The sequence below is a fragment of the Methanobacterium sp. genome, assembly GCA_039666455.1.
Taxonomy (GTDB): Archaea; Methanobacteriota; Methanobacteria; order Methanobacteriales; family Methanobacteriaceae; genus Methanobacterium_D.
Genome location: JAVSLW010000027.1, coordinates 70,916 through 95,325, shown reverse-complemented (window position 1 = coordinate 95,325; position 24,410 = coordinate 70,916). Strand labels below are relative to the sequence as shown.

Annotated in this window: 21 protein-coding genes and 1 tRNA gene; 11 read left to right on the top strand and 11 right to left on the bottom strand. The window is 36.6% G+C overall.

Features of this window, described 5'->3' with window-relative positions; translation table 11 throughout:
* The first annotated feature begins 47 nt into the window (after positions 1 to 47).
* The 7 genes from PQ963_07445 to PQ963_07415 all read left to right on the top strand — a co-directional run bounded on the left by PQ963_07445 (position 48) and on the right by PQ963_07415 (position 5,485).
* Entirely contained in the window at positions 48 to 1,298 is a 1,251-nt protein-coding gene (locus tag PQ963_07445) for an ammonium transporter (GenBank protein MEN4029495.1), read from the top strand.
* A gap of 25 nt (positions 1,299 to 1,323) precedes the next feature.
* The gene (locus tag PQ963_07440; GenBank protein ID MEN4029494.1) at positions 1,324 to 1,662 is read left to right on the top strand and encodes a P-II family nitrogen regulator; all 339 of its coding nucleotides are present in this window, start codon (positions 1,324 to 1,326) and stop codon (positions 1,660 to 1,662) included.
* A 191-nt stretch (positions 1,663 to 1,853) separates the two neighbouring features.
* Complete coding sequence (locus PQ963_07435) at positions 1,854 to 2,540, top strand: MBL fold metallo-hydrolase (protein ID MEN4029493.1); 687 nt, start codon at positions 1,854 to 1,856, stop codon at positions 2,538 to 2,540.
* Positions 2,541 to 2,603: 63 nt separating this feature from the next.
* Positions 2,604 to 2,972 (top strand): NifB/NifX family molybdenum-iron cluster-binding protein, encoded by a 369-nt coding sequence (locus PQ963_07430; protein MEN4029492.1) that lies wholly within the window; start codon positions 2,604 to 2,606, stop codon positions 2,970 to 2,972.
* A gap of 187 nt (positions 2,973 to 3,159) precedes the next feature.
* The gene (gene cysK / locus PQ963_07425) at positions 3,160 to 4,146 is read left to right on the top strand and encodes a cysteine synthase A (protein ID MEN4029491.1); all 987 of its coding nucleotides are present in this window, start codon (positions 3,160 to 3,162) and stop codon (positions 4,144 to 4,146) included.
* A 51-nt stretch (positions 4,147 to 4,197) separates the two neighbouring features.
* A complete protein-coding gene (gene cysE, locus PQ963_07420) occupies positions 4,198 to 4,908 on the top strand; it encodes a serine O-acetyltransferase (protein MEN4029490.1) in 711 nt (236 codons plus the stop codon).
* 181 nt (positions 4,909 to 5,089) lie between these two features.
* Positions 5,090 to 5,485 carry a transcriptional regulator gene (locus PQ963_07415; GenBank protein ID MEN4029489.1) on the top strand — a complete coding sequence of 132 codons (396 nt, stop codon included), beginning with the start codon at positions 5,090 to 5,092 and terminating at the stop codon, positions 5,483 to 5,485.
* Positions 5,486 to 5,495: 10 nt separating this feature from the next.
* Here the strand turns inward: PQ963_07415 and cysS are convergent, their stop codons facing one another.
* Positions 5,496 to 6,872, bottom strand: coding sequence for a cysteine--tRNA ligase (cysS, locus tag PQ963_07410; GenBank protein ID MEN4029488.1), 1,377 nt, complete (start codon positions 6,870 to 6,872; stop codon positions 5,496 to 5,498).
* Positions 6,873 to 6,998: 126 nt separating this feature from the next.
* Positions 6,999 to 7,069: transfer RNA gene (locus PQ963_07405), tRNA-Cys, on the bottom strand.
* A 270-nt stretch (positions 7,070 to 7,339) separates the two neighbouring features.
* Here PQ963_07405 and PQ963_07400 point away from each other — a divergent pair.
* From PQ963_07400 to nifU, 4 genes are all read left to right on the top strand, one after another.
* Positions 7,340 to 8,656 (top strand): O-acetylhomoserine aminocarboxypropyltransferase/cysteine synthase family protein, encoded by a 1,317-nt coding sequence (locus PQ963_07400; protein ID MEN4029487.1) that lies wholly within the window; start codon positions 7,340 to 7,342, stop codon positions 8,654 to 8,656.
* A gap of 2 nt (positions 8,657 to 8,658) precedes the next feature.
* Positions 8,659 to 10,128: a homoserine O-acetyltransferase gene (locus PQ963_07395; GenBank protein MEN4029486.1), complete on the top strand. Its 1,470-nt coding sequence runs from the start codon at positions 8,659 to 8,661 to the stop codon at positions 10,126 to 10,128.
* Between the two features lie 73 nt (positions 10,129 to 10,201).
* On the top strand, positions 10,202 to 11,365 hold the full coding sequence (nifS, locus tag PQ963_07390; GenBank protein MEN4029485.1) for a cysteine desulfurase NifS: 1,164 nt from the start codon (positions 10,202 to 10,204) through the stop codon (positions 11,363 to 11,365).
* A 22-nt stretch (positions 11,366 to 11,387) separates the two neighbouring features.
* Entirely contained in the window at positions 11,388 to 11,792 is a 405-nt protein-coding gene (gene nifU / locus PQ963_07385) for a Fe-S cluster assembly scaffold protein NifU (protein ID MEN4029484.1), read from the top strand.
* A gap of 12 nt (positions 11,793 to 11,804) precedes the next feature.
* On the opposite strand, the gene PQ963_07380 is transcribed toward nifU, so the two are convergent.
* From PQ963_07380 to PQ963_07340, 9 genes are all read right to left on the bottom strand, one after another.
* Positions 11,805 to 12,242, bottom strand: coding sequence for an MOSC domain-containing protein (locus tag PQ963_07380; GenBank protein MEN4029483.1), 438 nt, complete (start codon positions 12,240 to 12,242; stop codon positions 11,805 to 11,807).
* 68 nt (positions 12,243 to 12,310) lie between these two features.
* Positions 12,311 to 13,132: a sulfide-dependent adenosine diphosphate thiazole synthase gene (locus tag PQ963_07375; GenBank protein ID MEN4029482.1), complete on the bottom strand. Its 822-nt coding sequence runs from the start codon at positions 13,130 to 13,132 to the stop codon at positions 12,311 to 12,313.
* Positions 13,133 to 13,336: 204 nt separating this feature from the next.
* Positions 13,337 to 14,362, bottom strand: a complete 1,026-nt coding sequence (locus PQ963_07370; protein MEN4029481.1) for a hypothetical protein — start codon at positions 14,360 to 14,362, stop codon at positions 13,337 to 13,339.
* Between the two features lie 48 nt (positions 14,363 to 14,410).
* Positions 14,411 to 15,550 carry a tRNA uracil 4-sulfurtransferase ThiI gene (gene thiI, locus PQ963_07365; GenBank protein MEN4029480.1) on the bottom strand — a complete coding sequence of 380 codons (1,140 nt, stop codon included), beginning with the start codon at positions 15,548 to 15,550 and terminating at the stop codon, positions 14,411 to 14,413.
* Between the two features lie 230 nt (positions 15,551 to 15,780).
* Complete coding sequence (locus PQ963_07360; GenBank protein MEN4029479.1) at positions 15,781 to 16,914, bottom strand: PLP-dependent aspartate aminotransferase family protein; 1,134 nt, start codon at positions 16,912 to 16,914, stop codon at positions 15,781 to 15,783.
* A gap of 166 nt (positions 16,915 to 17,080) precedes the next feature.
* Positions 17,081 to 19,213, bottom strand: a complete 2,133-nt coding sequence (gene topA, locus PQ963_07355) for a DNA topoisomerase I (GenBank protein MEN4029478.1) — start codon at positions 19,211 to 19,213, stop codon at positions 17,081 to 17,083.
* 210 nt (positions 19,214 to 19,423) lie between these two features.
* Positions 19,424 to 20,545 (bottom strand): AAA family ATPase, encoded by a 1,122-nt coding sequence (locus PQ963_07350; GenBank protein ID MEN4029477.1) that lies wholly within the window; start codon positions 20,543 to 20,545, stop codon positions 19,424 to 19,426.
* 204 nt (positions 20,546 to 20,749) lie between these two features.
* Complete coding sequence (locus PQ963_07345; protein ID MEN4029476.1) at positions 20,750 to 21,610, bottom strand: TIM barrel protein; 861 nt, start codon at positions 21,608 to 21,610, stop codon at positions 20,750 to 20,752.
* Positions 21,611 to 21,677: 67 nt separating this feature from the next.
* On the bottom strand, positions 21,678 to 24,392 hold the full coding sequence (locus PQ963_07340; protein MEN4029475.1) for a calcium-translocating P-type ATPase, SERCA-type: 2,715 nt from the start codon (positions 24,390 to 24,392) through the stop codon (positions 21,678 to 21,680).
* Positions 24,393 to 24,410 lie beyond the last annotated feature (18 nt).

The following is a 24,410-nucleotide window of genomic DNA, read 5'->3' as shown; positions in this document are numbered from 1 at the left end:
TAAATAAACAATTTTTATTAATATTTACAAAAAAAGGAGGTTACTAAATGGTTACAGCAGAAATTTTTAAAGACGTAACTACTATACCCAATATTGTGGATGGTTTAACTGTTATTGCAAATGCTAGTGATGTCTTCTTTTTAGTAGTGTTCGGTGCCCTTGTATTCATGATGCAATGGGGATTCTTGATGCTTGAAAGCGGACAGGTGAGGAAAAAAAATGTGAACAACGTTATGATGAAAAACGTTGCAGACTGGCTTATTGGTGGTGTATCCTGGCTATTTGTAGGATATATTTTAACAACGTCATTGGACATAGGTTCATTTATCGAATGGTGGGGTCGAATATTTGGAACAGCGACTTTCATTGAAAATAATGGAATTGAACTAGCCGGATGGTTCTTTGGACTGGTATTTGCAGCAACAGCAGCTACCATAGCATCTGGCGGTGTTGCAGAAAGAATGAAACTTAAATCATATATTATAGCATCAGCCATAACAACAGGTCTTTTGTACCCATTATTTGTCTATCTTGGACCATGGGGTGCAGAAATAATTCCATTCACTGATTATGCAGGTAGTCTTAACGTCCACGCCCTTGGAGGATTCCTGGCACTTGGATTGATAATAGCACTTGGACCAAGGATCGGTAGATTTGTAAATGGTAAGCCAATTCCAATGCCTGGTCACAGCATACCAATGGCCATGTCTGGTGCATTTATACTGGCAGTAGGATGGTATGGTTTTAATGTAGGTAGTTCACTGGCATTAAATGAAATATCCGGCCTTGTGGCTGCTACTACAACACTTTCCATGGCAGGAGGAGGTTTAGGTGCACTATTAGCATCAAAGAAAGATGTTCTATTTACACCTAACGGTTTAGTTGCAGGATTAGTTGCTATCTGTGCGGGTACAAATATAGTAAGCCCCATAGGTGCTCTTATAATCGGTATTTTAGCAGGTATACAGGTGCCATTAGTCTTCAAATTAATGGAAAAATGGGGAATTGACGATGTGTGTGGTGTAGTTTCTGTTCACGGAACTGCAGGAGTACTTGGAGCAGTTCTTGCAGGTGTCTTTGGTATGACAGCTTTAGGAGGAACTGGTGATGTAAACCTTATAAATCAGATAATCGCAGTCGTAGTAGTCATTGCTTATGGATTAGGATTTGGATTAATCTTAGGAAAAGTAGTTGGTTTCTTCACAGGCGGTATAAGAGTCTCAGAAGAGGAAGAAAAAATGGGATTGGATTTAGCAGAACACAATCTCTCAGCATACCCTGAAGAAGAAAGAACATAAATAAAAATTATGGGATGTGATTATTATGAAAGAAATAATTGCCATAATTAGACCAGAAAAGTTAGAAAGTGTTAAAACAGCTCTTGAAGAAATTGAATGCCACGGGTTAACGGTTACTGAAGTAAAAGGACGCGGAAGACAGCTTGGAATAACAGAAAGTTACAGAGGGCGTGACTACAGAATAGATCTTTTACCAAAAACAAGACTGGAAATCATCGTTAAAGACGAAGATGCTGAAAAAGTTATTCAAACCATCGTTAAAACAGCGAAAACTGGAGATATTGGGGATGGTAAAATATTCATATCACCAGTAGAAGACGTTGTAAGAATAAGAACTGGTGAAAGAGGGGAAGGAGCTGTATAAAAGTTAAAAATATGTATAAAGGTTGATTTTAAAAATCAACCCCCCAGCTTCTTTTTTTATCATCTTATTTTATGTTATTAGCACCAAAAAGCTTTAAAATTCTTTAATTTTACTAAAACTACATGAATTGAAATCAGAAAATGGTTTATTGATTTAGATGTATTAAACTTCTAATTTAAGGTGATATTTGAATGTACGATGAAACAATGCCTGGTCTGTACATGATTAGGACAGGTAAGCCTGGCTGTACCTCTTACCTTATTTTAGGGGACAAAATGAATGTTTTAATTGATTCAGGAATAAATCAAAAGTTTGGAATACTTAAAAAAGATCTCGAAAAAATAGGGATAAAAACAAACCAGTTAAACATGATAATCAATACCCATGAGCACGTGGATCACTTTGGAGCAAATATATATCTCCAGCAAAAGGTTTCAATATTAACTCACCGCTATGCTGCCACTAAAATAATATCTGCTGATGATGAGGTCCTTCTATGCCGTGCACACGGTCATGACCCTAAAGGATACCATGTACATCTCTGGATGGAAAATACCAACATTATAGACCTTGGAAACTGGTTTTTAAAGGTACTCCATACTCCAGGACACACTTCTGGTTCTATATGTATCTATGAACCTCGTAAAAAAGTTTTAATCAGTGGAGATACAGTTTTTGCAAAGGGTATTATCTCAAACATATCTACTTCCGGTAGCTACAGTGAGTATATAAATTCTCTTGCAAGACTAAACACAATGAAGATTGATTTAATGCTTCCAGGTCATGGTAAAATATCAAGGAATGTTGAAGAGGATATTGAAAAGGCAATAGATAATGCAAAAAAGAAACATGATGAGTTTTTAGAACATGGAAAGTAAATATAAGCAGCGGTTAATAAAAATTCTTTTTATACTGATAGTATATATTATAAAGAGTTAAAGGTGGTTTTTATATCAATTAAAGTAGCAGTTGCAAGTAGCGATGGAAAATTTGTAAATCAGCATTTTGGTAAAGCCCGGCAGTTTTTAGTCGTTGAAATTAAAGACGATGGCACTTATGAATTTCTGGAGCGTCGTGAAAATGTTCCTTCATGCAATCCTACAGGTGAAAGTACAACTGCAGATACAATAGAATTGATTTTAGATGTTGAAGCAGTACTTGTTAGCCATATAGGTCCTGGAGCTGCAGATAAACTCATTGCACATGGAATTCAGCCTATAATTATACCTATGCTGATTGATGATGCGTTAAAGAAAGTTTATGCATTGATGCAGGAAAGCGAGGGCAGAAATGAAGATGAACCATTATAAATTTTCTTTTTTAATATTTACATGTGCTATTAATGTATCTTTAATTTTTTGATTTAAAATAGAAGTACTTAAATATTTTAAATAAGCAAAGTATATAAGTAAAAATATAACAATTGTTATATAACTATAGTTATAAATACAGAAAAAAACAATAGAAAATATAGAGATAATATACTAAGGTGAAAAAATGGTAAAAATACCTGAATTAAGAAGAGGAATTGCAAACGATACAACTGAATTAATAGGTAATACTCCACTTGTAAGGCTAAACAGAATTACAGAAGGAGTAAATGCAGATATTGTAGCAAAACTTGAATCTTTCAATCCTTTAGGGAGCGTGAAGGACAGAATTGGAGTTTCTATGATTGAAGCTGCAGAAGAAGCCGGAGCTTTAAATGATGACTCTGTTTTAATTGAGCCTACAAGCGGAAACACCGGAATTGCACTGGCATTTGTGGCTGCAGCTAAAGGTTACAAGCTAATACTAACCATGCCTGACACAATGTCTGTAGAAAGGAGAAAGCTTTTAGCAACATTTGGTGCAGAAATAGTTCTAACACCGGGTGCAAATGGTATGCCTGGTGCAGTAGCAAAGGCAGAAGAGCTTGCAAAAGAAATTCCAAATGCAGTACTGCCACAGCAATTTAAAAACCCTGCAAACCCAAAAATACACAGAGAAACCACTGCAGAAGAAATCTGGAGAGATACAGACGGTGAAGTGGACTTTCTGGTTTCTGGTATAGGGACTGGGGGAACACTCACCGGGGTTGCTGAGGTAATAAAGACAAGAAATCCTGATTTCAAGGCAGTTGCGGTTGAACCTGCAACTTCTCCAGTATTATCTGGAGGAGCCAAAGGGCCTCATAAAATTCAGGGTATAGGTGCAGGATTTGTCCCGGAAGTTCTTAGAACTGACCTGATTGATGAAATCATCCAGGTTAAAGATGAAGATGCTGGACATGCATTACTTCGACTTGCAAGAGAAGAAGGAATACTTGCAGGTATTTCATCAGGTGCTGCAACATTTGCCGCTCTTGAACTTGCAAAAAGGGAAGAAAATGAGGGTAAAAGGATAGTTGTGATACTTCCAGATACTGGAGAAAGATATTTAAGTGTGGAATGGGTATTTGAAGAGATATATAAACCATACAATGAAAAAATCCCACGGATATAAAAGAAAATATATTTAATGCAAACGCATTAAATATATTTTGGAGGCCCGATCATGTTTGAAAGGATACGTGAAGATATAGAAATGGTTCTTTTAAGAGATCCAGCTGCAAGAAGCAAATTAGAGATAATTCTCACCTATCCTGGACTCCATGCTATATGGTTTTACAGAATAGCTAATTGGTTCTGGATTCATGGTCATTTATTCACCGGCAGGTTTATATCTGCCTTAGCCCGCCTCCTAACAGGTATTGAAATACACCCGGGGGCAAAAATTGGAAGAAGAGTTTTCATTGACCATGGGATGGGTGTTGTAGTTGGAGAAACTGCAATAATAGGCGATGATGTGCTGATCTATCAGGGAGTGGTGCTTGGTGGAACAAGCCTTGAGCGGAAAAAAAGGCATCCAACAATTGGAAGTGGAGTTGTAATTGGTTCTGGAGCTAAACTAATAGGTAATATTGAAATAGGGGACTGCTCTAAAATCGGTGCAGGTTCAGTGGTTTTAAGATCAGCGCCCAAAGGATCCACAATAGTTGGAATTCCTGGAAGAAATGTTAAAGAAGAGCGTAAGTGCGCTATAGATCTGGATCACGGGCAATTGCCAGACCCTATTGCCGAAGTTATTAAACTCATTTTAGAGCGCCAGGATGAGATGGAAAATCAGATCAGGGCTCTTGGATTGGCTACAACTACCAGATCGAGTGAATTATTTAAAAGAAAGTCTGAAATTGAAGAAATATTTTCAGAAGGTGCAGGTATATGAAACACGACCAGATTTAACCTGCAAATTAACTTTAAAATCATTAAGTACATTATTAGGAGCTAAAATCTAACTTCACAGAATGAAAACAATACTATAACAGGAGTTATTGATTAATATTACATTTAATTTATTCATTAAAAGATAATCAATTAAATTTTAAAATTATAACGAGAGTGATAAAATGAGGCCGCCATGTGAAATAGTTGTATGGTATGTAATTCCAAGTATAAGGGCTGAATTAGCAAAGGAATTACTAAGATTAGGTATGAAACAAAAACAAATTTCTGAATTGCTGGATATAACTCAGCCAGCAGTTTCACAGTATATAAGTGATAAAAGGGGGCATGGAATTAAATTCGATGACCATACTCAGAATATGATCAGGATTTTTGCAAGGGACTTAATGGATCAGGATCTAAATCAAACCGATATAATCAGAAGAATCTGTGAAATATGTAAAAATGTTAAAGCAGAAGAAATTGTATGCCAGCTGCATAAAGAAAAGGATAAGATTCCTTCAAGTTGTGATGCCTGCATGGGATCAAAAAGAGAGATATACATGGATTACTGCATTTAAGAGGTTATTTTTATTTATCCTCTAAGTTAATGCCCACATCGCGTAATCTGCTTCTTATTTCATCTGCAAGTTCATAATTTTTATTTTCACGGAGCTTTTCCCTTACATCAACAAGAATGTTAACAAGCTCCTCCTGTAAATAGCTTTCAGTTGATTCAACTGAAAAATTAAGCCCTAAGATATTTCCAAGTTCGTTAAGTAAATTTTTTATTTCTTTAAATATGTTTTTGGAGATGTCTTCTTCATTAATCCCTTTATTTATATCTCTTATAAAATTAAAAAGTACTGAAAGCGCAACAGGTGTATTAAAATCGTTGTCCATTGCTTTCAGGAATTCTTTTTTGGTATTTTCTAATAGTTTAATGTATTTCACGTCATTTTCGCTTTTTTCATCCATATCCGTCTCTAAAATCTCATCTATAGTTTCCATCAGTTTATGAATTCTTTTTAAGCTATTTTGGGACTGATGAAGTGCTTCACTACTAAAATCAATGGGACTCCTGTAATGGGTAGAAAGAACGAAGTATCTAAAGACCTGGGGGTCATATTCCCTCAGCAGCTCTTCAATGGTGATGAAGTTTCCAAGGGATTTGGACATTTTCTCTCCGCTGACATTTAAAAAGCCAGTGTGCATCCAGTATTTTACCATTGGTTTTTTACCTGTTGCAGATTCCATTTGAGCGATTTCAGCCTCATGATGAGGGAATATTAAGTCCAGTCCTCCTCCATGAATATCAAACTGGCCTCCAAAATAAGTTTCAGATATTGCAGTGTCTTCAATATGCCAGCCAGGTCTCCCCCGGCCCCATGGAGAATCCCAGGCAGGGTCATCACTTCTCTTTTTCCAGAGTGCGAAATCCCCCGGATGTCTTTTGGTAGGATCCGGGCTAATTCTATGAACATCCAGCTCTTCAATATTTCTCTTTGAAAGATTTCCAAAGTCTTCAAAACGAGATTCATCAAAATAAACTCCTGTTGGAGTTTCGTAAGCAAAATTTTTATCTATTAATCTTTGAATCTGGTCGATGATTTCATTTAGATGTTCCATTGCCCGGGCATAGTAATTGACACTGTTTACTCCCAGTACCTCCATATCGTGAAAGTAGAGCTCTTCAAATTCTTTAGCAAGCTTTAATGGCGGTACTTTGAGTTCATTTGCTCTTTTAATTATTTTATCGTCAATATCTGTAATATTTTGCAGGTAAAAAACGCTGCATCCTTTATACTTGAGGTATCTTGCTATAACATCAAAAGCTATATAAGTTCTCCCATGCCCTATATGTGACTTATCATAAACTGTTGGCCCGCATACAAACATTTTTATCCTGTTTTCGTTTATAGGCTTAAATTCTTCTTTTTTACGGGTCATGGTGTTGTATATTTTCATTATAATGCCTCAAACTCAAAAATTTGATTGAAATATTCTTAATTAGATAATTAGTAATTATATAATAAGATTAAAAAAGTATTTGATTTTGAATATAACATTTTTAGAGATTATTTAATATATGGAGGCCGGGATTGGGATTTGAACCCAAGTATCATGGTCTGCAGCCATGCACCTAGCCACTCGGTCATCCCGGCATAATGTATTTATATTGTTAGTTACTAAATTAACGATTGTTATATAAATACTTTGCTCATATTGTAATCTATTTTGTAACTTCTCCTAAATCTATTTTTACATATGAGAGTTAATGATACAACAATGCTTAACCAAAAATCATAGGTAAACTTTAAATAAGAAGAAGATAGGAATTAAATATAACGATTGTTATATTATACAAAAATTGGAATCATAGATCTCTAACCACTAAAAAAAGCCAATAATTAATTTGAATTTGGAGGAATTAAATGACAGAAGAAAAAAAGAAATTTGGTTTAAGCACATTGGGATTACACATAGGACAGGAAGAACCTGATCCTGCAACCGGGGCAAGGGCGGTGCCAATTTATCAGACATCGTCCTATGTTTTTAATGATACTGAGCATGCAGCAAATCTTTTTGCTTTAAAGGAATTTGGAAACATATACACAAGGATAATGAACCCAACTAACGACGTATTTGAAAAAAGAATAGCAGCAATAGAAGGGGGTAATGCTGCATTAGCAGTAGGTTCAGGGCAAGCAGCCACCACATTCTCACTTCTAAATCTTAGTTTACCTGGAGATGAAATAGTTTCAGCCAACAATTTGTATGGTGGAACATATCAGCTTTTCAACTACACATTCCCGGAATTAGGCAGAAAAGTAAATTTTGTAGAATCAACCGATTTAAAAGCATTTGAAGATGCAATCACCGACAAAACTAAGGCAATTTTTGCTGAATCAATAGGAAACCCAAAATTAGATGTGCCTGATTACGAGGGAATTGCTGAAATAGCTCATGAAAATGGAATTCCATTTATTGTTGATAATACCACCGGAATAGGGCTTGTAAAACCTCTTGAACAGGGGGCAGACATAACAGTCCTATCTGCAACCAAATTCATTGGTGGACACGGTACCTCTATTGGAGGCGTAATAGTTGACGCTGGTAGATTTGATTGGAGTAACGGTAAATTCCCACAATACACAGAACCAGACCCCAGTTATCATGGATTAGTTTACTGGGACGTATTTGGAGACTTTCCAGGGCTTGGAAACATTGCCTATATTATCAGGGCAAGAGTAAGACTTTTGCGTGATATCGGGGCGGCTTTAAGCCCTTTTAATGGTTTCTTATTCTTACAGGGGCTTGAAACACTGGATTTAAGAGTAAAACAGCATTCCAAAAACGCATTTGAAGTTGCAAAATTCCTTAAAGAACATCCTGCTGTAAACTGGGTTAACTATCCTGGATTTGAAGATGACCCCTCCCACAAGATCGCTTCTAAATATTTAAAAGATGGTTATGGTGCACTTATAGGATTCGGTATTAAAGGAGGATTAGAAGCTGGAAAACAGTTCATTGAAAACGTGAAACTCCTCTCACACCTTGCAAATATTGGAGATTCCAAAAGTTTAGTAATACACCCGGCTTCAACAACTCACCAGCAGCTAACTCCAAAAGAACAGGAAACAACAGGAGTAACACAGGATTTTATCCGGTTATCCATTGGAATTGAAAATGTTGAAGATATAATTGCAGATATTGATCAGGCACTTTCCAGTATTGATATCAGTGAATGAAAATGAAAAAAGAATCCGCCGGACTTGTTAAAACGCAGCATTACAATCTTCCTGACGATTTAATATTGGAAGGAGGTAGCAGGCTTAAAAATGCCATTGTAGCATACGAAACCTATGGTAGATTGAATAAGGAGAAAAGCAATGCTATTTTAGTCTGCCATGCCCTTTCAGGAGATGCTCACGCTGCAGGATGGCATGAAGGAGATAAAAAACCAGGCTGGTGGGATATTATAATAGGTCCTGGAAAATGTCTGGATACGAAAAAATACTTCATCATCTGTTCCAACGTTATTGGAGGGTGTAAAGGTTCAACAGGCCCTTCTTCCATTAACCCCGAAACAGAAAAGCCGTATGGATTGGATTTTCCAATTATTACTATTTCTGACATGGTAAAAGCCCAGAAGAAGTTAATAGATTATTTAGGTATTTATCAGCTTTTTGCAGTGATTGGGGGTTCAATGGGAGGAATGCAGGTACTCCAGTGGTGCGTTTCTTATCCAGATATGGTTAAATTAGCTATTCCTATAGCTACAGCAGCTCATTCTGCTCCACAGCAAATTGCATTTAATGAAGTAGGTAGGCAGGCAATCATATCTGATCCAAAGTGGAATAAAGGATCTTACTACTTTAATGAAATTCCTAAAGATGGATTAAGCCTTGCAAGAATGATAGGCCATATTACCTATCTAAGTTATGAATCAATGTATCAAAAATTCGGTAGAAGACTCCAGGATAAAGAAAAATATGGATTTGACTTTTCACTGGATTTTCAGGTGGAAAGTTACCTCCATTACCAGGGAGAATCATTTGTTAAAAGATTTGATGCAAATTCTTACCTCTATATAACAAAAGCCATGGATTATTTTGACCTAACAAAAAATGGATCTTTAATTGAAGGATTAAAAGATGTGAAGGCAAAATTCCTGATTATTTCAGTAGATTCTGACTGGCTTTACCCGCCATCACAATCTGAAGAAGTTGTAATGGCATTAACTGCAAATGACCTGGATGTAAGCTATCATGAGATAAAATCACCCTATGGACACGATGCTTTTTTATTAGAGGCAGGACAATTAAATTACATCATAAGCGGGTTTCTCTCTGAAATTCTTGTTAGAGATGTTATGACACCATTTGTAGCCAAAATAGGCGAAGAATCCAGTATAAATGAAGCAGCCAAGCTGATGCTTGAAGAAGATGTTACACATTTACCTGTTGTAACAAAAAGCGATAAATTGATAGGTATAGTTACTGCATGGGACATATCAAAAGCTGTTGCTTTAAAATGCACTAAATTAGAGGATATAATGACAAAGGACGTCATAATAACCAGACCTGATAACCAGATAGAACTTGCAGCTGAAAAAATGAAGGAGTACAATATTTCATCCCTTCCTGTTGTTGATGATGGAGGAAGGGTCATTGGAATTATAACAACAGACCATATAAGTACACTGATAGCTCGAGATTAATGAGAAAATTAAAAAAATTTAAGACAGTTAATTTTCATATTAGTAATTAAGTAAGTAAAGAGGTGAAATAATGATTTATATGGATCATTCAGCTACATCACCAGTTGATCCACAGGTATTTGAAGCAATGAAACCATACTTTGTAGATTCTTTTGGAAATGCATCTACTTTATACTCGCTTGGTAGAGATGCCAGAAAAGCAATGGAATCTGCAAGAGCACAGGTCGCATCTTTGATAGGGGCAAAGCCTGAAGAAATTATTTTTACAAGTGGGGGTACTGAATCTGATAACATTGCAATTAAAGGTACAGCTTACAGATTAAAAGATAAAGGAAATCATATAATAACAAGCGCTATAGAACACCCTGCAGTTGATGAAACGTGTAAATATTTAGAACAGAACGGTTTTGAAGTTACCTATCTTCCAGTCTATGAGGAAGGTATTGTCCGTGTATCTGATCTAAAAGATGCAATAACCGATAAAACCATTTTAATCACTATTATGCACGCAAATAACGAAATTGGAACAATCCAGCCAGTAGCAGAAATTGGTAAAATAGCAAGGGAGAAGAAGATTTATTTTCATACAGATGCTGTTCAAACAGTTGGTAAAATCCCTGTAAACGTTAAAGAATTAAATGTGGATATGCTTTCACTTTCTGCACACAAACTTTATGGTCCAAAAGGAATAGGTGCACTTTATATTAGAAAAGGAGTGAGGTTAGAACCCATTATTCATGGTGGAGGACATGAAAAAGGCATAAGGCCAGGTACAGAAAATGTTTCTGGAATTGTTGGTCTGGGTAAAGCATGTGCGCTTGCAGAAGAAAATCTTCTGGATAATACGAAATATTTAACAAATTTAAGAGACAGATTAATGGATGAAGTACTTAACTCTGTGGAAAAATCTTATTTAAATGGACACAAAACAAAAAGACTTCCAAATAACGTGAACTTCAGGTTTACAGGTATTGAAGGTGAATCTCTGGTATTACACCTTGATTCAAAAGGAATCGCTGCTTCAACAGGTTCTGCATGTTCTTCAAAAAAATTAGAGCCTTCACATGTTCTAATGGCAATTGGTCTTAAAGAAGTGGATGCACATGGATCGCTACGCCTGACACTTGGAAAAGAAAACACAGAAGAAGATGTGGATCATGCCATAAAATCCATTAAGGAAGCAGTTGAAACTTTAAGGAAGCTTTCACCCCTTTGGTGCGAAGTTTCAAAGGAATAAAGATAATTAGAGGTTGATTTATATGTATAGTGATAAAGTAATGGAACACTTTCAAAACCCCAGAAATGTAGGGGAAATAGAAGATGCAGATGGTGTGGGGACAGTTGGAAACCCTGTATGTGGAGATCTGATGACTATTTACATTAAAGTGAAAGACGACGTGATTGAAGACATTAAATTTAAAACATTTGGCTGTGGTGCGGCCATTGCAACAAGCAGTATGGTTACTGAAATGGCGATTGGAAAAACCATTGATGATGCCATGAAAATTACAAGAACTGATGTTGCAGAAAATCTTGAAGGTCTTCCCCCAGTTAAAATGCACTGTTCAAACCTTGCTGCAGATGCGCTGCACGCTGCAATTGATAATTACAGGGAAAATAAGACGAAACTTAAAGATGTATGCAGTGCATGCGAGGAAGAATAACCATTCCTTTTTTTATATTAATTCTATTTTATCCCCTGATTTTACAGGCCCACCTTTAATCACCCTTGCAAAAATGCCTTCTTTTGGCATTACACAGTCTCCTGCTTGATGGTAAATTGCGCAGCGGGTGTGGCATTCTTTACCTATCTGGGTAACCTCAAGAATGACTTTCTCTCCAACAAGTAGCTTTGTACCTATGGGTAGGATAGTTAGATCAATTCCCGCAGTGGTTAAATTTTCTGCAAAGTCTCCAGGGTTCACATTTAAGCCCAGATCCCTCATTTTATCGATGCTTTCAATTGCAAGTAAACTTACCTGTCTGTGTGTATTGAAATCTCCATGAGCGTCTCCAATGATGCCATAATTTTCTTTAAGACATGCATCTCCAATATCGACTTTTTTAGTCTGTTTTTTTTCACTCTTACAAACTGCAATAACTTCAGCTGCCATAAAAACCATCTTAAATATTAATGATAAACAAAAATAAAAATTGATGTAAAATGTAAATAATGGTTTAATTATTTACTGGCTACCACAGCTTCGCCAGCTTTAATATCCTCATTACCTTTTAATTTCTCGAAAATTAATTCAGCAACTTTTTCGCCAGAAAGAAGCATTCCTCCAAAGGTAGGCCCCATCCTTGGCTGGCCATAGGTTGTTGCAACAGACATTCCAGTTACAAACAGTCCGGGGAAGACCTCTTTGGTGTGTTCAACAATGGCATCTTCAGACTTTTCAACCCACATGCAACCGAATCCTTCAATATCTACAAGTCCACGTTCTTCCAGGGACTTTACGACGACTGCATCGTGTCCAGTTGCATCTACAACGATTTTTGACTCGATTGCAACAGGATCAACACAGGTTATTGCTCTTGGAAGCGCTGATACTGGTGTCCAGTTCATAACGATACCGTTAACATGGTCATCGCGTAAAACAACATCATCAAACCGGGTCATGTTTATAACTTTTGCCCCAGCATCCATTGCACTTGCTATAAGCTTAGAACATGCATGAGGTCCGTCTGCAACGAATAGTCCTTTCGTTACTTCTTCATAAGGTACTCCTATTTCATCAAGTATTTTTTGACCGGGGGCTCTTACGGTTAGTTTGTTCATTAAGTAGCCACCTATCCAGAAACCGCCGCCCAGATAGTTGTTGCTTTCTATTAATAGTGTTTTAACGCCTTTTTCTGCGAGTTTTTTTGCTGCTACAAGTCCGCTTGGACCTGCTCCAACTATAATTACATCACTTTCGATGTATTCTACAAATTCACTGGCAAATCCTTCTACAATAGCTTTTGTTACTTCTTTTTCAGATATTTTTGAAAATATTTCCATTTTAATATCTCCATTTCCTGCTTAACAATAGTTATTATAACAATCGTTACTTATAAGTGTTGTGTATAATGAGAGTTGTAAACTTAGTAGGGTTAGAATTTTCATCTAAAAATTTTTTATTCTTTACAGCCCAGTGTCATGTTTAATTCAATGGGATATTTGAGAAGTTATACGATGATTTATGCCCTATACATTAATTTTCTTCTATTTTTTGCATGGAAATCCACGCGCTTCAGGAGGTTTTAGAATTTTAACTGCATCTCCCCTTAAAAAAGCATTTACAGTTGCACTTAGTGAGCAGAGAGACCCTATGCCCTGTGCAACTTTTTTATCGCCGTCAAATAAGTGCACTGTTATATAATCTTCTAACAGCACATCCTCTCTTAGCCCTGCATCCTTCATCCTGTTTAAAATTATATTCCCCATTGCACCCATGGATTTATCAAGCCAGAAGCATTTTAGAGGACACATATCACAGTAGTTTTTAAAGACCCTATTCATGGCTTTATTCCCAAATCCGGCAGCTATCTCAGCCCTTATAGTGGCGTAAGAAGTGCAACATCCGAAATTTGCCCCTATAGTTTTTCCATTTTCTATAATCCTTGCAAATACCCTTCTTCTATCCCAGTAAACCATGTTTTCAATAACTCTTTCATATTTGATTTTTCCAGTGTTTACCGCATCTTTATGTTTTTTTTGAACCACACTAAACAGTCTTTTATTTCTTGATGCTGCAATATTTATGGCACATACTGGACAGAAAGCAGATACTGCATCTGAAATCAGTTTACCTTCCCTGTTATAGAGGTATGCAGCTATACCCATTCCTTCTCTTTTAATTTCAACATGCCCGCCTTTGCTCCATACCATGCTCAGCACTGTACCTGCCGGTGCAATCACTCTTCCATATCCATACATGGCAGAAACTTTTTTCCTATCCCTATCACTTGTTAAAATATTATTTAACTCATTTAAAACCGTTTCAGGGATTATTCCCGCATCTATCTGGGCTTTTAAAATAGCAGGTGGCCATACTATGTCAGTGCCCTCTCCTAAAATCTTACCTTTACTGTCAACTATTTCTGCTTCTATTCCCTCAGGTATTTCTCTTGAAACTGCCTTTCCCCCACTTTCTGAAAGTTTTTTAAGTGCAAGATGGCATATTCCACATGCCCCTTCTGGAAATACCATTTCTTTTTGAATTCCTGAAATTACTTCATGTGCATTCATGAAGTTCTCCTCCAGTTCATTTTTGTGCATATTACAAATTTTATTTTGTTATTCCATAGAGGATATAACTTTTTTAACTTCCTCCTCAAAATTAATGTCTTCCAAAACCTCTAAAACCTGTTTCAAATCTGCATTTGTTTCAGGATACCTTGGAACAGCAGTACATCCTCCAGCAGGCAGTATCGAAATATCAAAAGTTCCAACCTTCCTTCCAATTTCTTCAATTTCAGTCTTATCAAGTCCAATAAGAGGGCTTAATACTGGCATCTGTGTTGCATATCTTGTTGCAAGTATATTTGGGAGAGTTTGAGAGGCAACCTGTCCCAGACTACTTCCATCCACAATTGAAAGAGCTTCCTCTTTTTTAGCAAGCTCTTCAGCGATTTTATACATCCCACTTTTACATAGAACACATGTTAAACGTGGAGGCGCTTCTTCAATGCATTTTTTGAGGTATTCTCCATATCCTACCTCAAAATATTTTAATTTTGAGGGAGAATATTCATTGAGTTTATCCACAATTTTAAGCACCTTCCTATTTGAGCCTCCAGTGTAAGGATAATTATTAAAGTGAAGAACTATAACCTCACATCCCCTTTTAAGCATCATAAATGCTGCAACTGGCGAATCAATACCTCCAGATACCAGAGCAACTACTTTTCCCTGAGTTCCAACAGGAAGCCCTCCTAATCCTGTGATTTTTTCATGGAAAATATAGGTTTTATCGTCCCTTACTTCTACAAAGAATTCAAAATCAGGATTGCTTAAATCAACAGGTGCATCAGTTGCTTTAACAATCACTGAACCACAGAATCCTGCCATTTCATGACTTGTAAATTCATGAGTCCCTACTCTTCTTCCACGTACTGCAAATGATTTTGTTTTATCGAATAATCCTTCAGTAATTAGATTATTCACGTATTTGTTTAATGTTTCTTCTATACTGTCAAAATCTGTTCTTGTGGAAACTGCCGGGCTGTAAGAAACTATACCTATTACTTTACTTAAAGCAGCCCTTGCATCTTCAAAATTTTCAGGATATAAGAATATCCGTCCCTGATTAATCTTTATTTTACAGTCAAGTTTATTTTTAATGTTTGAAATCAACCTGTTTTCAAATCTCCGCCTTACTTTTGGGCTTTTAACTCCAATTTCCCCGTATCTTATAATTATCAAATCATAATCCATTGAATTCCTCCATTTTAAGGAATATAATAATCAAATGATGTAATATTTTCATTAATGTCTACAATATAAACTTAAATTAAACTTATGAATTTCATTATTTATCAATTGCATTTAAGGTTAACAATTGTTATATCATTGCAACATATAACTATTTTGATCTTATTAAATCTAAAAAAAGTAAATCAGGAAATTTAAAAAGTTATACTTTAATTATTCCTTATTTGAAATAATCATGCATTTGAAAGTGCTTTATCCAGATCTTCGATTAAATCATCGCTGTCTTCAAGTCCAATGGATAGCCTGATTAGATCATCAGTTATTCCTGCGTTTTTACGTCCTTCTTTACCCATGGAAGCATGGCTCATGGTTGCAGCATGTTCAACAAGCGAATCTGCTCCACCAAGAGATTCTGCAAGTGAAAACAGACTAAGATTTCCTAAAAATGCTCCTATATCGGAATCAGTTTTAAAGGATACAACTCCTCCAAATCCTTTCATCTGTTTTCTAGCAATTTCATGCCCTTTATGAGATGGAAGCCCGGGATAGAATACTTCATTAACTTTTGGATGATCCTGAAGATATTCAGCCACAGCTATGGCGTTTGCAGCATGTTTTTCCATTCTAAGTGGTAGTGTTTTAATACCTCTTAAAACAAGCCATGAATCAAATGGCGCTGCATTTGTTCCAAGTCCATTTAACTGAAAATGAACTTTTTCAGCAAGTTCATCAGTTGTAGTTATTACAGCTCCCCCAATAACGTCAGAATGTCCATTCAAGTATTTTGTGGTTGAGTGCATTACCATGTCTATTCCAAAGTCAACTGGCTTTAAAAAATACGGACTTGAAAAGGTGTTATCTGCAACTGTAAGTATGTCCTGCTCTTTTGCAATTTTTGAGATCATTTCAAGGTCTGTAATATTAAGCAGTGGATTAGAAGGAGTTTCTATCCATATCATTTTTGTGTTAGGCTTTACAGCATCTAAAATTTTTTCCTCATCGTCAAGCCTTAAAAATGTGAATTCAAGACCAAATCTGGTCATTATCTCCGAAAATAGTCTGTAAGTTCCACCATAGCAATCATCACAAACTATTACGTGGTCTCCTGCTTTTAAGATATGTATTATTGTTGTAATTGCCGCCATTCCGCTTGCAAATGCAAATCCTGCACTACCTCCTTCAAGTTCTGCAAGAGCATCCTCTAAAGCTTTCCTTGTAGGATTACTTGTTCTGCTGTAATCATGTTCTTTGGGCTTTCCGTAGTCATCAAAGACAAAAGTGGAAGTCTGCCATATAGGGGTTGAAATTGCACCTGTTGCAGGGCACGGCTCTCTTCCAGAGTGGACTGATTTTGTATTGAACTTCATATTTTACCTCCAAATGTTTAAATCATGTGGCTTTAAAAGCAGCATCAATATATTACAATTGTTATATAACGATTGTTAATATATGTTTTTCGGTTTTGAAAGCCATTAAAATCAAAAAATCATCCCCTGTAAATTTACACTTAACTTGCAAAAATAAAAGTAATTTTCAGTTGGCTTTCGCTTCAATGGACTTTGTAAACCTGCATTTAGGAAAACCACTGCAACCTATAAATTCACCATATCTACCCATTCTTTTAATTAACTGATTACCACATTGTGGACAGACCCCTACAGCTTCATTTGAAGGTTCTTTACCTTCCCTTCCACATTTTGGATCAAGACAAGCTCTCTGGCGAGGTTTTCCAAATGAAATCATGGGAAGACCACATTTTTCACATTTTGTTTTCAATACATTGCTGCCGCGGGGGATGGGATAGGTTATTTTACACTCCGGATAGGCAGAACATCCAACGAACGTGCCCTTTGTTCTTGGCGAATATTTCATAACCAGATTTCCGCCGCATTTACATTCACCAACTATTCTACTTTCCTGATAAGCTTCGTAAAGCTTTTCACCGATTTCTTTTTTGTTTTTTTCAATATCATCAAGAATTGATGTAAGCTCCACCTTAGCTTCTTCAATAACCTGATCTCTGGTTATCTTATCATCCATTATACCTTCAAGTTCCATTTCAAACTGCCTTGTAAGCTCTTCGCTTGTAATTTTATTTGAATATTCCCTTAAAGTATCTATAAGATGTTCACCAAGTTCATTAACCTTTATTTTAGTTCCTTCAATATACTTTCTATCAAAAAGGATTGAAATTATATTTGCCCTGGTGGATTTTGTCCCAAGACCTCTTTTTTCAAGTTCACGTATAAGAGATGCCTGGTTGTACCTTGCAGGAGGTTTTGTCTCTTTTTCTTCTTCAATGATTTCTTTAACCTTTAAAATATCGCCTTTTTTAATTTCAGGGAAAACTTCATTTTCAATTTTTCTAAATGGATAATGGTCCAGCCATCCCATTTTAGCCATTCTATATCTTTTGAAACTAAATTCCTGCTTATTAATGTCTAAATTAGTTTTCATGGTTAATTTCACGGCATCTTCACCAAATACTGCTATAAACCTAAAAGTTATAAGTTCATATAATTTCTGTTCGTCAGTATCCAGATTATCTGGTATTGTTCCTGTTGGGTGAATAGCAGGGTGTGCTTCGTCTGTTTTTTTACCTTCATTAGGTTTTAAAGGCTTTTTAAGCGTATCAATATGTTTTTTGAATGCCGCACTTTTACTTAATTTTTTAAGTATCTTAGCATATCCAATACTTTCTGGGAGTTTCTGGGAGGAAGTACGTGGGTATGAGGTATATCCTTCAGTATAAAGGTTTTGAGCTATTTGCTGGGTCTTTTTAGGGCTGAATCCGAACACTCCGTATGCTTCAGATTGAAGACTCCCTAAATCAAATGGAAATGGAGGTGCTCTTCTGCTTTCACTTAAAACAACGTCTGTTACAACTGCGTCTTCACCTCTACATTCAGAAAGTATATCATCAGCATCAGATCTATCAAATATTTTCCCGGCCTTATGATCTGCTATTATATCTTCCTCAATAGCGGCTTTTATCATCCAGTAAGGAACTGGTATAAACTTCCTTATTTCTTTTTCCCTGTCTACAAGTATAGAAAGTGTTGGAGTTTGCACTCGCCCTGCTGAAAGCTGAACATATCTGGATGTCGCTACCCTTACAGAATCTGTTAGATATTTGGATATATTTACTCCAAAAAGAAAATCAAGAACATGCCTTGCAATACCGCTATCAACCTGCCTGAAATCGATGTCAATTGGTTTTTTATAAGCTTTAAGAATATCTTCTTTAGTCAATGTTGAAAATTTCATTCTTTTAGTGTTATTTATGCTTTCTTCACCGCACCCATATTTTAATGCGTTATATCCTATCAAAGTTCCTTCTATATCGTAATCACAAGCATGAATATAACTATCAGCACCTTTTGAAAGCTTTTTAATGGCATCTATATATCCTTTAACGTATTTTTTCTGTTTATCCTTTTCATAAAGAGGGACCCATTCTACATCAAAAATTTTATCCTGTCTGGAACTGGCTGGTGAAAGAGAGTATAAATGACCTACTGCCGATAATACTGTAGTTTTTTTCCCATTTTCTTCAAATTCGTAATATGGTACTTTTTTATAGCTGCTTTTCATGGTGTTTTCTGACAGTGCTCGGGCTATTTTTTCTGATGATTTAGGCTTTTCACAGATTATGACTTCATGCATGATATCACTCAAAATTAATACTCAAATAAGTTGTCTCTTAATATATATTATTCTATTTCTTTTTAAATTTTTAACATCTGAATTCTACATTCAAGACCCCGAACACGAAGTCTGCAAAATCAAAATATTTTGAAAGTGTTAAGGCATTCAAACATTTCATGTTTGAAATCTTTTGGAAACTCCATGCATGGCGTGGGGTACTTCACTTAATCATGCAAACATATGTTTGGGCTCGTTTTTTTCCTTTTTATACAGTTTAAGTGCATATTCTATGTATTTCCATGTTAACTTGGAATTGTCATCAGAAATTGCTTTGTGAAGTGCTGTTTTCAACACTCTTTCTTTAATATCTCTTCCAGAAAGTCCTTTGGTTGCAGATGCCAGCCTTTCGATATTTATATCTACTTTAAAAGGCATTGTTTTTATGTAATTTTCAAGCATTACCTTTCTATGCTCTTTATTTGGAATTTCAAATTCTATCTCTTCTTCAAAGCGGCTTCTTATTGCAAAATCAAGAAGATCTGGATTATTAGTTGCTCCAATTGTCACAATACCTTGGTTCTGACCTATTCCATCCATTTCAGTTAGCAGTGCATTGACCACTTCTGAAACATCACCCCGAAGTGACTGATATTTTCTGTCAAGCCCTACAGCATCCATTTCATCTATAAATATCACTGCCGGCGCTGATTGCGCAGCAGTTTCAAAGAGTTCGTGTATCTGCCTTGCACCGTCACCAACATGCTCACCAATAAGTCTTGTTGCTTTTACAAGGAATAAAGGTACTTTAAGCTCGTTGGTGAGTGATTTAGCAAGCATTGTTTTACCTGTTCCTGGCTGGCCATAAAAAAGAACATTACGGGGAGCCCATTCTTTGAACTTATCAGGATCCTTTAGATATTTCATTATTATCTTACATTTTGTTTTGGCGCGTTCCTGTCCGATAACGTCGGCCATTTTGAGCCTGCTTTCAATTTTTTTAATTTCTTTCTCTTCCTCATCTTCCATTAAAAGTATTGATGTGTTTGGAGTAATCTTTGAATTATTAGGGTGTGCTTTAATAATTTTAAATGCAAAGTCAGGCAGTAACTTTTGATCAAAGAGAAAAGATCCTTCAATTACAGTGTAACCTTCCCACTGTTCCCTTGCATAGAGTTCAAAAAGTTCCTTATCCAATATTTCTATTTTCGGATTTTCGATAAGATTGCATAAAAAAGGATACCCTATTGATTGTAAAACCACCACTTTTGCCTCTTTTTTAGGTCCGCCTGTACTTTGTGGTATTTTTTTCTCTATTAAATATGAATCATGTACTATATTGTTAAATTTCACCAATACACCTTCCAGCATTAATTATGTGCTTCCCTCAAACACTGTCAAAATTCTTTGAATTTTGATGCCACAAACACGTAGTGTTTGTTGACTTTGTATCTGAGACATGTAAAATAAATTTTGTTTGAAAAAATCGCAATTTAATTATATGTTTGTATATTTCTATTTTATAGGTATGTAGGATAATAAATAAAAACTTTGGCATTAGATCATATATGAATCAGTGCTATTACTCAGGATAGCTTCAAACTCTTTTTTCATTTTCACTGCATCAATATCTAAAAGAGGAGTTTCACATATTATGGTGATGTTATAACCATTTTCTAAGATCAATTCAAGTAATGGAGTTAAAGGAGGCCCATAATTTTCATCTCTAAGTATGTGGTGCTTCCGCTCGCCAGTATTATTATACTCAATTTTTGTAAAATGAGAATGAATAGTTGAAAGTCCTAATTCTGTTTCAATTCTGTCAAATATGATTTTATAATCTTCTTTTGATTTAATACTCCCTCCAGACCTTGCATACATGTGTGCAAAGTCCACAGTTGGTTCGAAATTGTCAAACGATTGACATATATCTATTATTTCATCAATGGTTCCAAACTGTGATTTTTTACCGGTTGTTTCAGGAGCAAAAACATAATCCTTTATCTCATTACTTTCACATTTCTCTAAAAGCTCCCTAATAGCATTTTTACACTTTTCCATTGCTTCTTCTGGAGAATATCTGGTATAAAAACCTGTATGAAAAACTATTCTGTAAGCATTCAACCACTGGGCAGCTCTGGCTGATTGGACAAGTCGCATTATTGACTTTTTAACAGTTTCATCTTTCTGGGAGCATAAATTGATGTAGTAAGGAGCATGTATAGACATAAGAACATTATTTTTGGCGGCATTATCTTTAAGTTTCAAAGCCGATTGTTTGGAGATTTTAACGCCGTATGTAACCTGATATTCAAAGGCATCCAGCCCTATCTCTTTTATATAATCACATACCTCTTCTGTTTTACCTTTGTATCCTATGGGTCTTCCTGCAGGCCCAAATCGCACTTCAGTTTCCATTTTATCACTGATTTTTTAGTTTATCTATAGACGAAAATTTGGGAGGATATCAAAAATCCTTTAGCTCTCAATTTGGATTTTTGATCTGTGTTTTTTCAAGTAATGGTATGATGAATTTTGCAATTTCAACAGTAATGAAAACAGTCAAAGCAACAGGTATAACTATCATCCAGTCTGAAAGAGTTAGGGGAACTGTTTCAAAGACAACCTGGAGAAATGGCACATAAATTGCTGCTATCATCAGTAAAAATGAACTTGCTGAAGCGTATATCAGCCATTTATTGGTAAATATTCCCAGTTTAAATAGAGAGTTACTTGCTGAACGGCAGCTAAATGCATTGAATAATCTAAGCGAAATCATAGTAGCAAAAAACATTGTCATGGCTCTTTGAAGTTCACCACCACTATCCAGCATCCAGATAAACACCAATAATGTGGCTCCTCCAATCCACAATCCCACAGCAAATATATACCATAGTGCATGGCGATTGAATATGCCTTCTTTGGGGTTACGGGGCGGCTGGTTCATAAAATCCTGTTCTGGCGGTTCTGCACCCAATGCTGTTGCAGGTAACCCGTCCATAAGCAGGTTTATAAATATGATCTGGACTGCTGTAAGGGGTAGGGGCAGACCAGCAAGGAGAGCTGTTAACATTGCTATTACACCTCCTGCATTGCCGCTTAGAAGGTATACAAGATATTTCCTTATATTAGCAAAAATACTTCTACCCTCTTCAACAGCAGAAACTATGGAGACAAAGTTATCGTCAGTAAGTATCATATCTGCAGCTTCCTTACTTACGTCTGTACCAGTTATACCCATGGCTACTCCGATGTCTGCTTTTTTTAGGGCAGGTGCATCATTTACACCGTCCCCGGTCATAGCTACCACATATCCCTTCTTAGAAAATGCATCTACAATTCTCATCTTGTGAGATGGTGATACTCTGGCATAAACTTCAACCTGCTCCACGGTCTTTTCAAATTCATCATCACTTAGTTCATCCAGCTCTGTACCACTAAGAGCTATACCTTCTTTAAGTAAACCCAGCTCCCGGGAAACAGCTACCGCAGTTAATTTATGGTCTCCTGTAGCCATGATAGGCTTTATACCTGCATTTTCACATGTTTGAATGGCTTCCTTAACCTCCTCTCTTGGTGGATCAATCATCCCCCCAAGACCAGCAAAAACCATTTTATGCTCAGCATCTGTGGTAGAGGAAGAGTCAGGTAATGGTTTGTATGCCATGCCCAACACTCTTAGTGCTGTACCTGCCCATTGCTGAGCTATCTCCAGTATATCCGTCCTATCATCCTCAGTTAATTCTTTTTCTTGACCATTGGAGTATATATGGGTGCAGCTATTTAAAATTACTTCTGGAGCTCCTTTACTGTAAGCAATCTTACCCCGAGGTGATTTGTGGATTGTGGTCATTCTCTTGCTTTCTGATGAGAATGGAATTTCATCCACACGGGGGTATTGGCTATTGAGTGCATCCTGCCACAGGTCTGCTTTAGCTGCGGCTACTACCAGCGCTCCTTCAGTTGGGTCTCCCCTGACACGCCATGAGCTATTATTACCTATAAGATGGGCATCATTACACAGGACAGCTATCCTTAACATTGTTTGAAGATGGACATCATTTTGAGGATCCAGAACACTATCATTAACATAAAATCCGCCTTCTGGCCTGTAACCCACTCCAGTAACATCGATGGTTTGGCCATTGACCCAGAATTTACGTACAGTCATTTCATTTCTGGTCAGTGTCCCTGTTTTATCTGAGCAGATGATTGAGGCACATCCCAGAGTCTCCACAGCCTTGAGCTTCCTTATAAGAGCATTTCGCTTTGCCATCCTCTGAACGCCACGAGCAAGTGTTATTGTCATCACTGCATACAGAGCTTCCGGTATAATTGCCACTGCCAGTGCTACCCCCCATGTGAACATTTCAATAATTCCATATCCTCTGGTAACTCCAAAAATTGCTATCACAACGGCGATAGCAAGAGCTAATATTGCTATCTCCTTTTCTGTTCTGTTCAGGCTAATCTGCAGGGGTGTTTCCTTTTCCTCAGCTTCCTGAAGCATGCTTGCGATCATACCAAATTCTGTGTCCATACCTGTAGCCACTACCACTGCTTTTCCGCGGCCATAGCTATTACTGGTACCCATAAACACCATATTTTTTCTATCACCTACTGGTGCTTCCTCCACCTGGAGAGCATCAATAGCCTTCTCCACAGGGACAGATTCACCACTAAGTGGTGATTCATCGACCTGTAAGTTTATGGCATGTATAAGCCGTGCATCTGCAGGGATTCTGGTCCCTGTTCTAAGTATAATGACATCTCCTATTACCACTTCACTTGTAGGTATCTCCTGTTCTTCATTATCACGTATTACAGATGTTATGGGCGCAGCCATCTTTTTTAAAGCTTCCATTGCCTTTTCTGCCCGATACTCCTGAATAAAGCCAAGGACACCTGCCAGAATGATAACTGCAACAATAACAATGGCCTGCACATAGTCTCCCATTATTAAAGAAACTGCAGCAGCAGCAATCAATAGAATCTCCAGGAAGCTTGTAAATTGCTTCAATAATAAAATTAAAGGTGATATCCCACCTTTTTCTTCCAGTTCATTCCTTCCGAACTTAGCAAGCCGGTGCTCAGCCTCCTCTTTACTTAATCCATTGCATCCTGTTTTTAGAGTTTGTAATACCTCATTAACTTTTAGTGTATGCCAGTTTTGCCTACTAAATATCAGCCCACCACCCATAACTGCTGCTTAAAATGA

What these genes read in the sequence shown, in the direction of transcription:
- PQ963_07415 (MEN4029489.1), top strand. Translation starts at nt 5,090, where the DNA reads ATGAGGCCGCCATGTGAAATAGTTGTATGGTATGTAATTCCAAGTATA.
- PQ963_07435 (MEN4029493.1), top strand. Translation starts at nt 1,854, where the DNA reads ATGTACGATGAAACAATGCCTGGTCTGTACATGATTAGGACAGGTAAG.
- PQ963_07445 (MEN4029495.1), top strand. Translation starts at nt 48, where the DNA reads ATGGTTACAGCAGAAATTTTTAAAGACGTAACTACTATACCCAATATT.
- PQ963_07360 (MEN4029479.1), bottom strand. Translation starts at nt 16,914, where the DNA reads ATGAAGTTCAATACAAAATCAGTCCACTCTGGAAGAGAGCCGTGCCCT.
- topA (MEN4029478.1), bottom strand. Translation starts at nt 19,213, where the DNA reads ATGCATGAAGTCATAATCTGTGAAAAGCCTAAATCATCAGAAAAAATA.
- PQ963_07440 (MEN4029494.1), top strand. Translation starts at nt 1,324, where the DNA reads ATGAAAGAAATAATTGCCATAATTAGACCAGAAAAGTTAGAAAGTGTT.
- PQ963_07400 (MEN4029487.1), top strand. Translation starts at nt 7,340, where the DNA reads ATGACAGAAGAAAAAAAGAAATTTGGTTTAAGCACATTGGGATTACAC.
- nifU (MEN4029484.1), top strand. Translation starts at nt 11,388, where the DNA reads ATGTATAGTGATAAAGTAATGGAACACTTTCAAAACCCCAGAAATGTA.
- cysE (MEN4029490.1), top strand. Translation starts at nt 4,198, where the DNA reads ATGTTTGAAAGGATACGTGAAGATATAGAAATGGTTCTTTTAAGAGAT.
- PQ963_07380 (MEN4029483.1), bottom strand. Translation starts at nt 12,242, where the DNA reads ATGGCAGCTGAAGTTATTGCAGTTTGTAAGAGTGAAAAAAAACAGACT.
- thiI (MEN4029480.1), bottom strand. Translation starts at nt 15,550, where the DNA reads ATGGATTATGATTTGATAATTATAAGATACGGGGAAATTGGAGTTAAA.
- PQ963_07345 (MEN4029476.1), bottom strand. Translation starts at nt 21,610, where the DNA reads ATGGAAACTGAAGTGCGATTTGGGCCTGCAGGAAGACCCATAGGATAC.
- PQ963_07340 (MEN4029475.1), bottom strand. Translation starts at nt 24,392, where the DNA reads ATGGGTGGTGGGCTGATATTTAGTAGGCAAAACTGGCATACACTAAAA.
- PQ963_07370 (MEN4029481.1), bottom strand. Translation starts at nt 14,362, where the DNA reads ATGAATGCACATGAAGTAATTTCAGGAATTCAAAAAGAAATGGTATTT.
- PQ963_07375 (MEN4029482.1), bottom strand. Translation starts at nt 13,132, where the DNA reads ATGGAAATATTTTCAAAAATATCTGAAAAAGAAGTAACAAAAGCTATT.
- cysS (MEN4029488.1), bottom strand. Translation starts at nt 6,872, where the DNA reads ATGAAAATATACAACACCATGACCCGTAAAAAAGAAGAATTTAAGCCT.
- PQ963_07395 (MEN4029486.1), top strand. Translation starts at nt 8,659, where the DNA reads ATGAAAAAAGAATCCGCCGGACTTGTTAAAACGCAGCATTACAATCTT.
- cysK (MEN4029491.1), top strand. Translation starts at nt 3,160, where the DNA reads ATGGTAAAAATACCTGAATTAAGAAGAGGAATTGCAAACGATACAACT.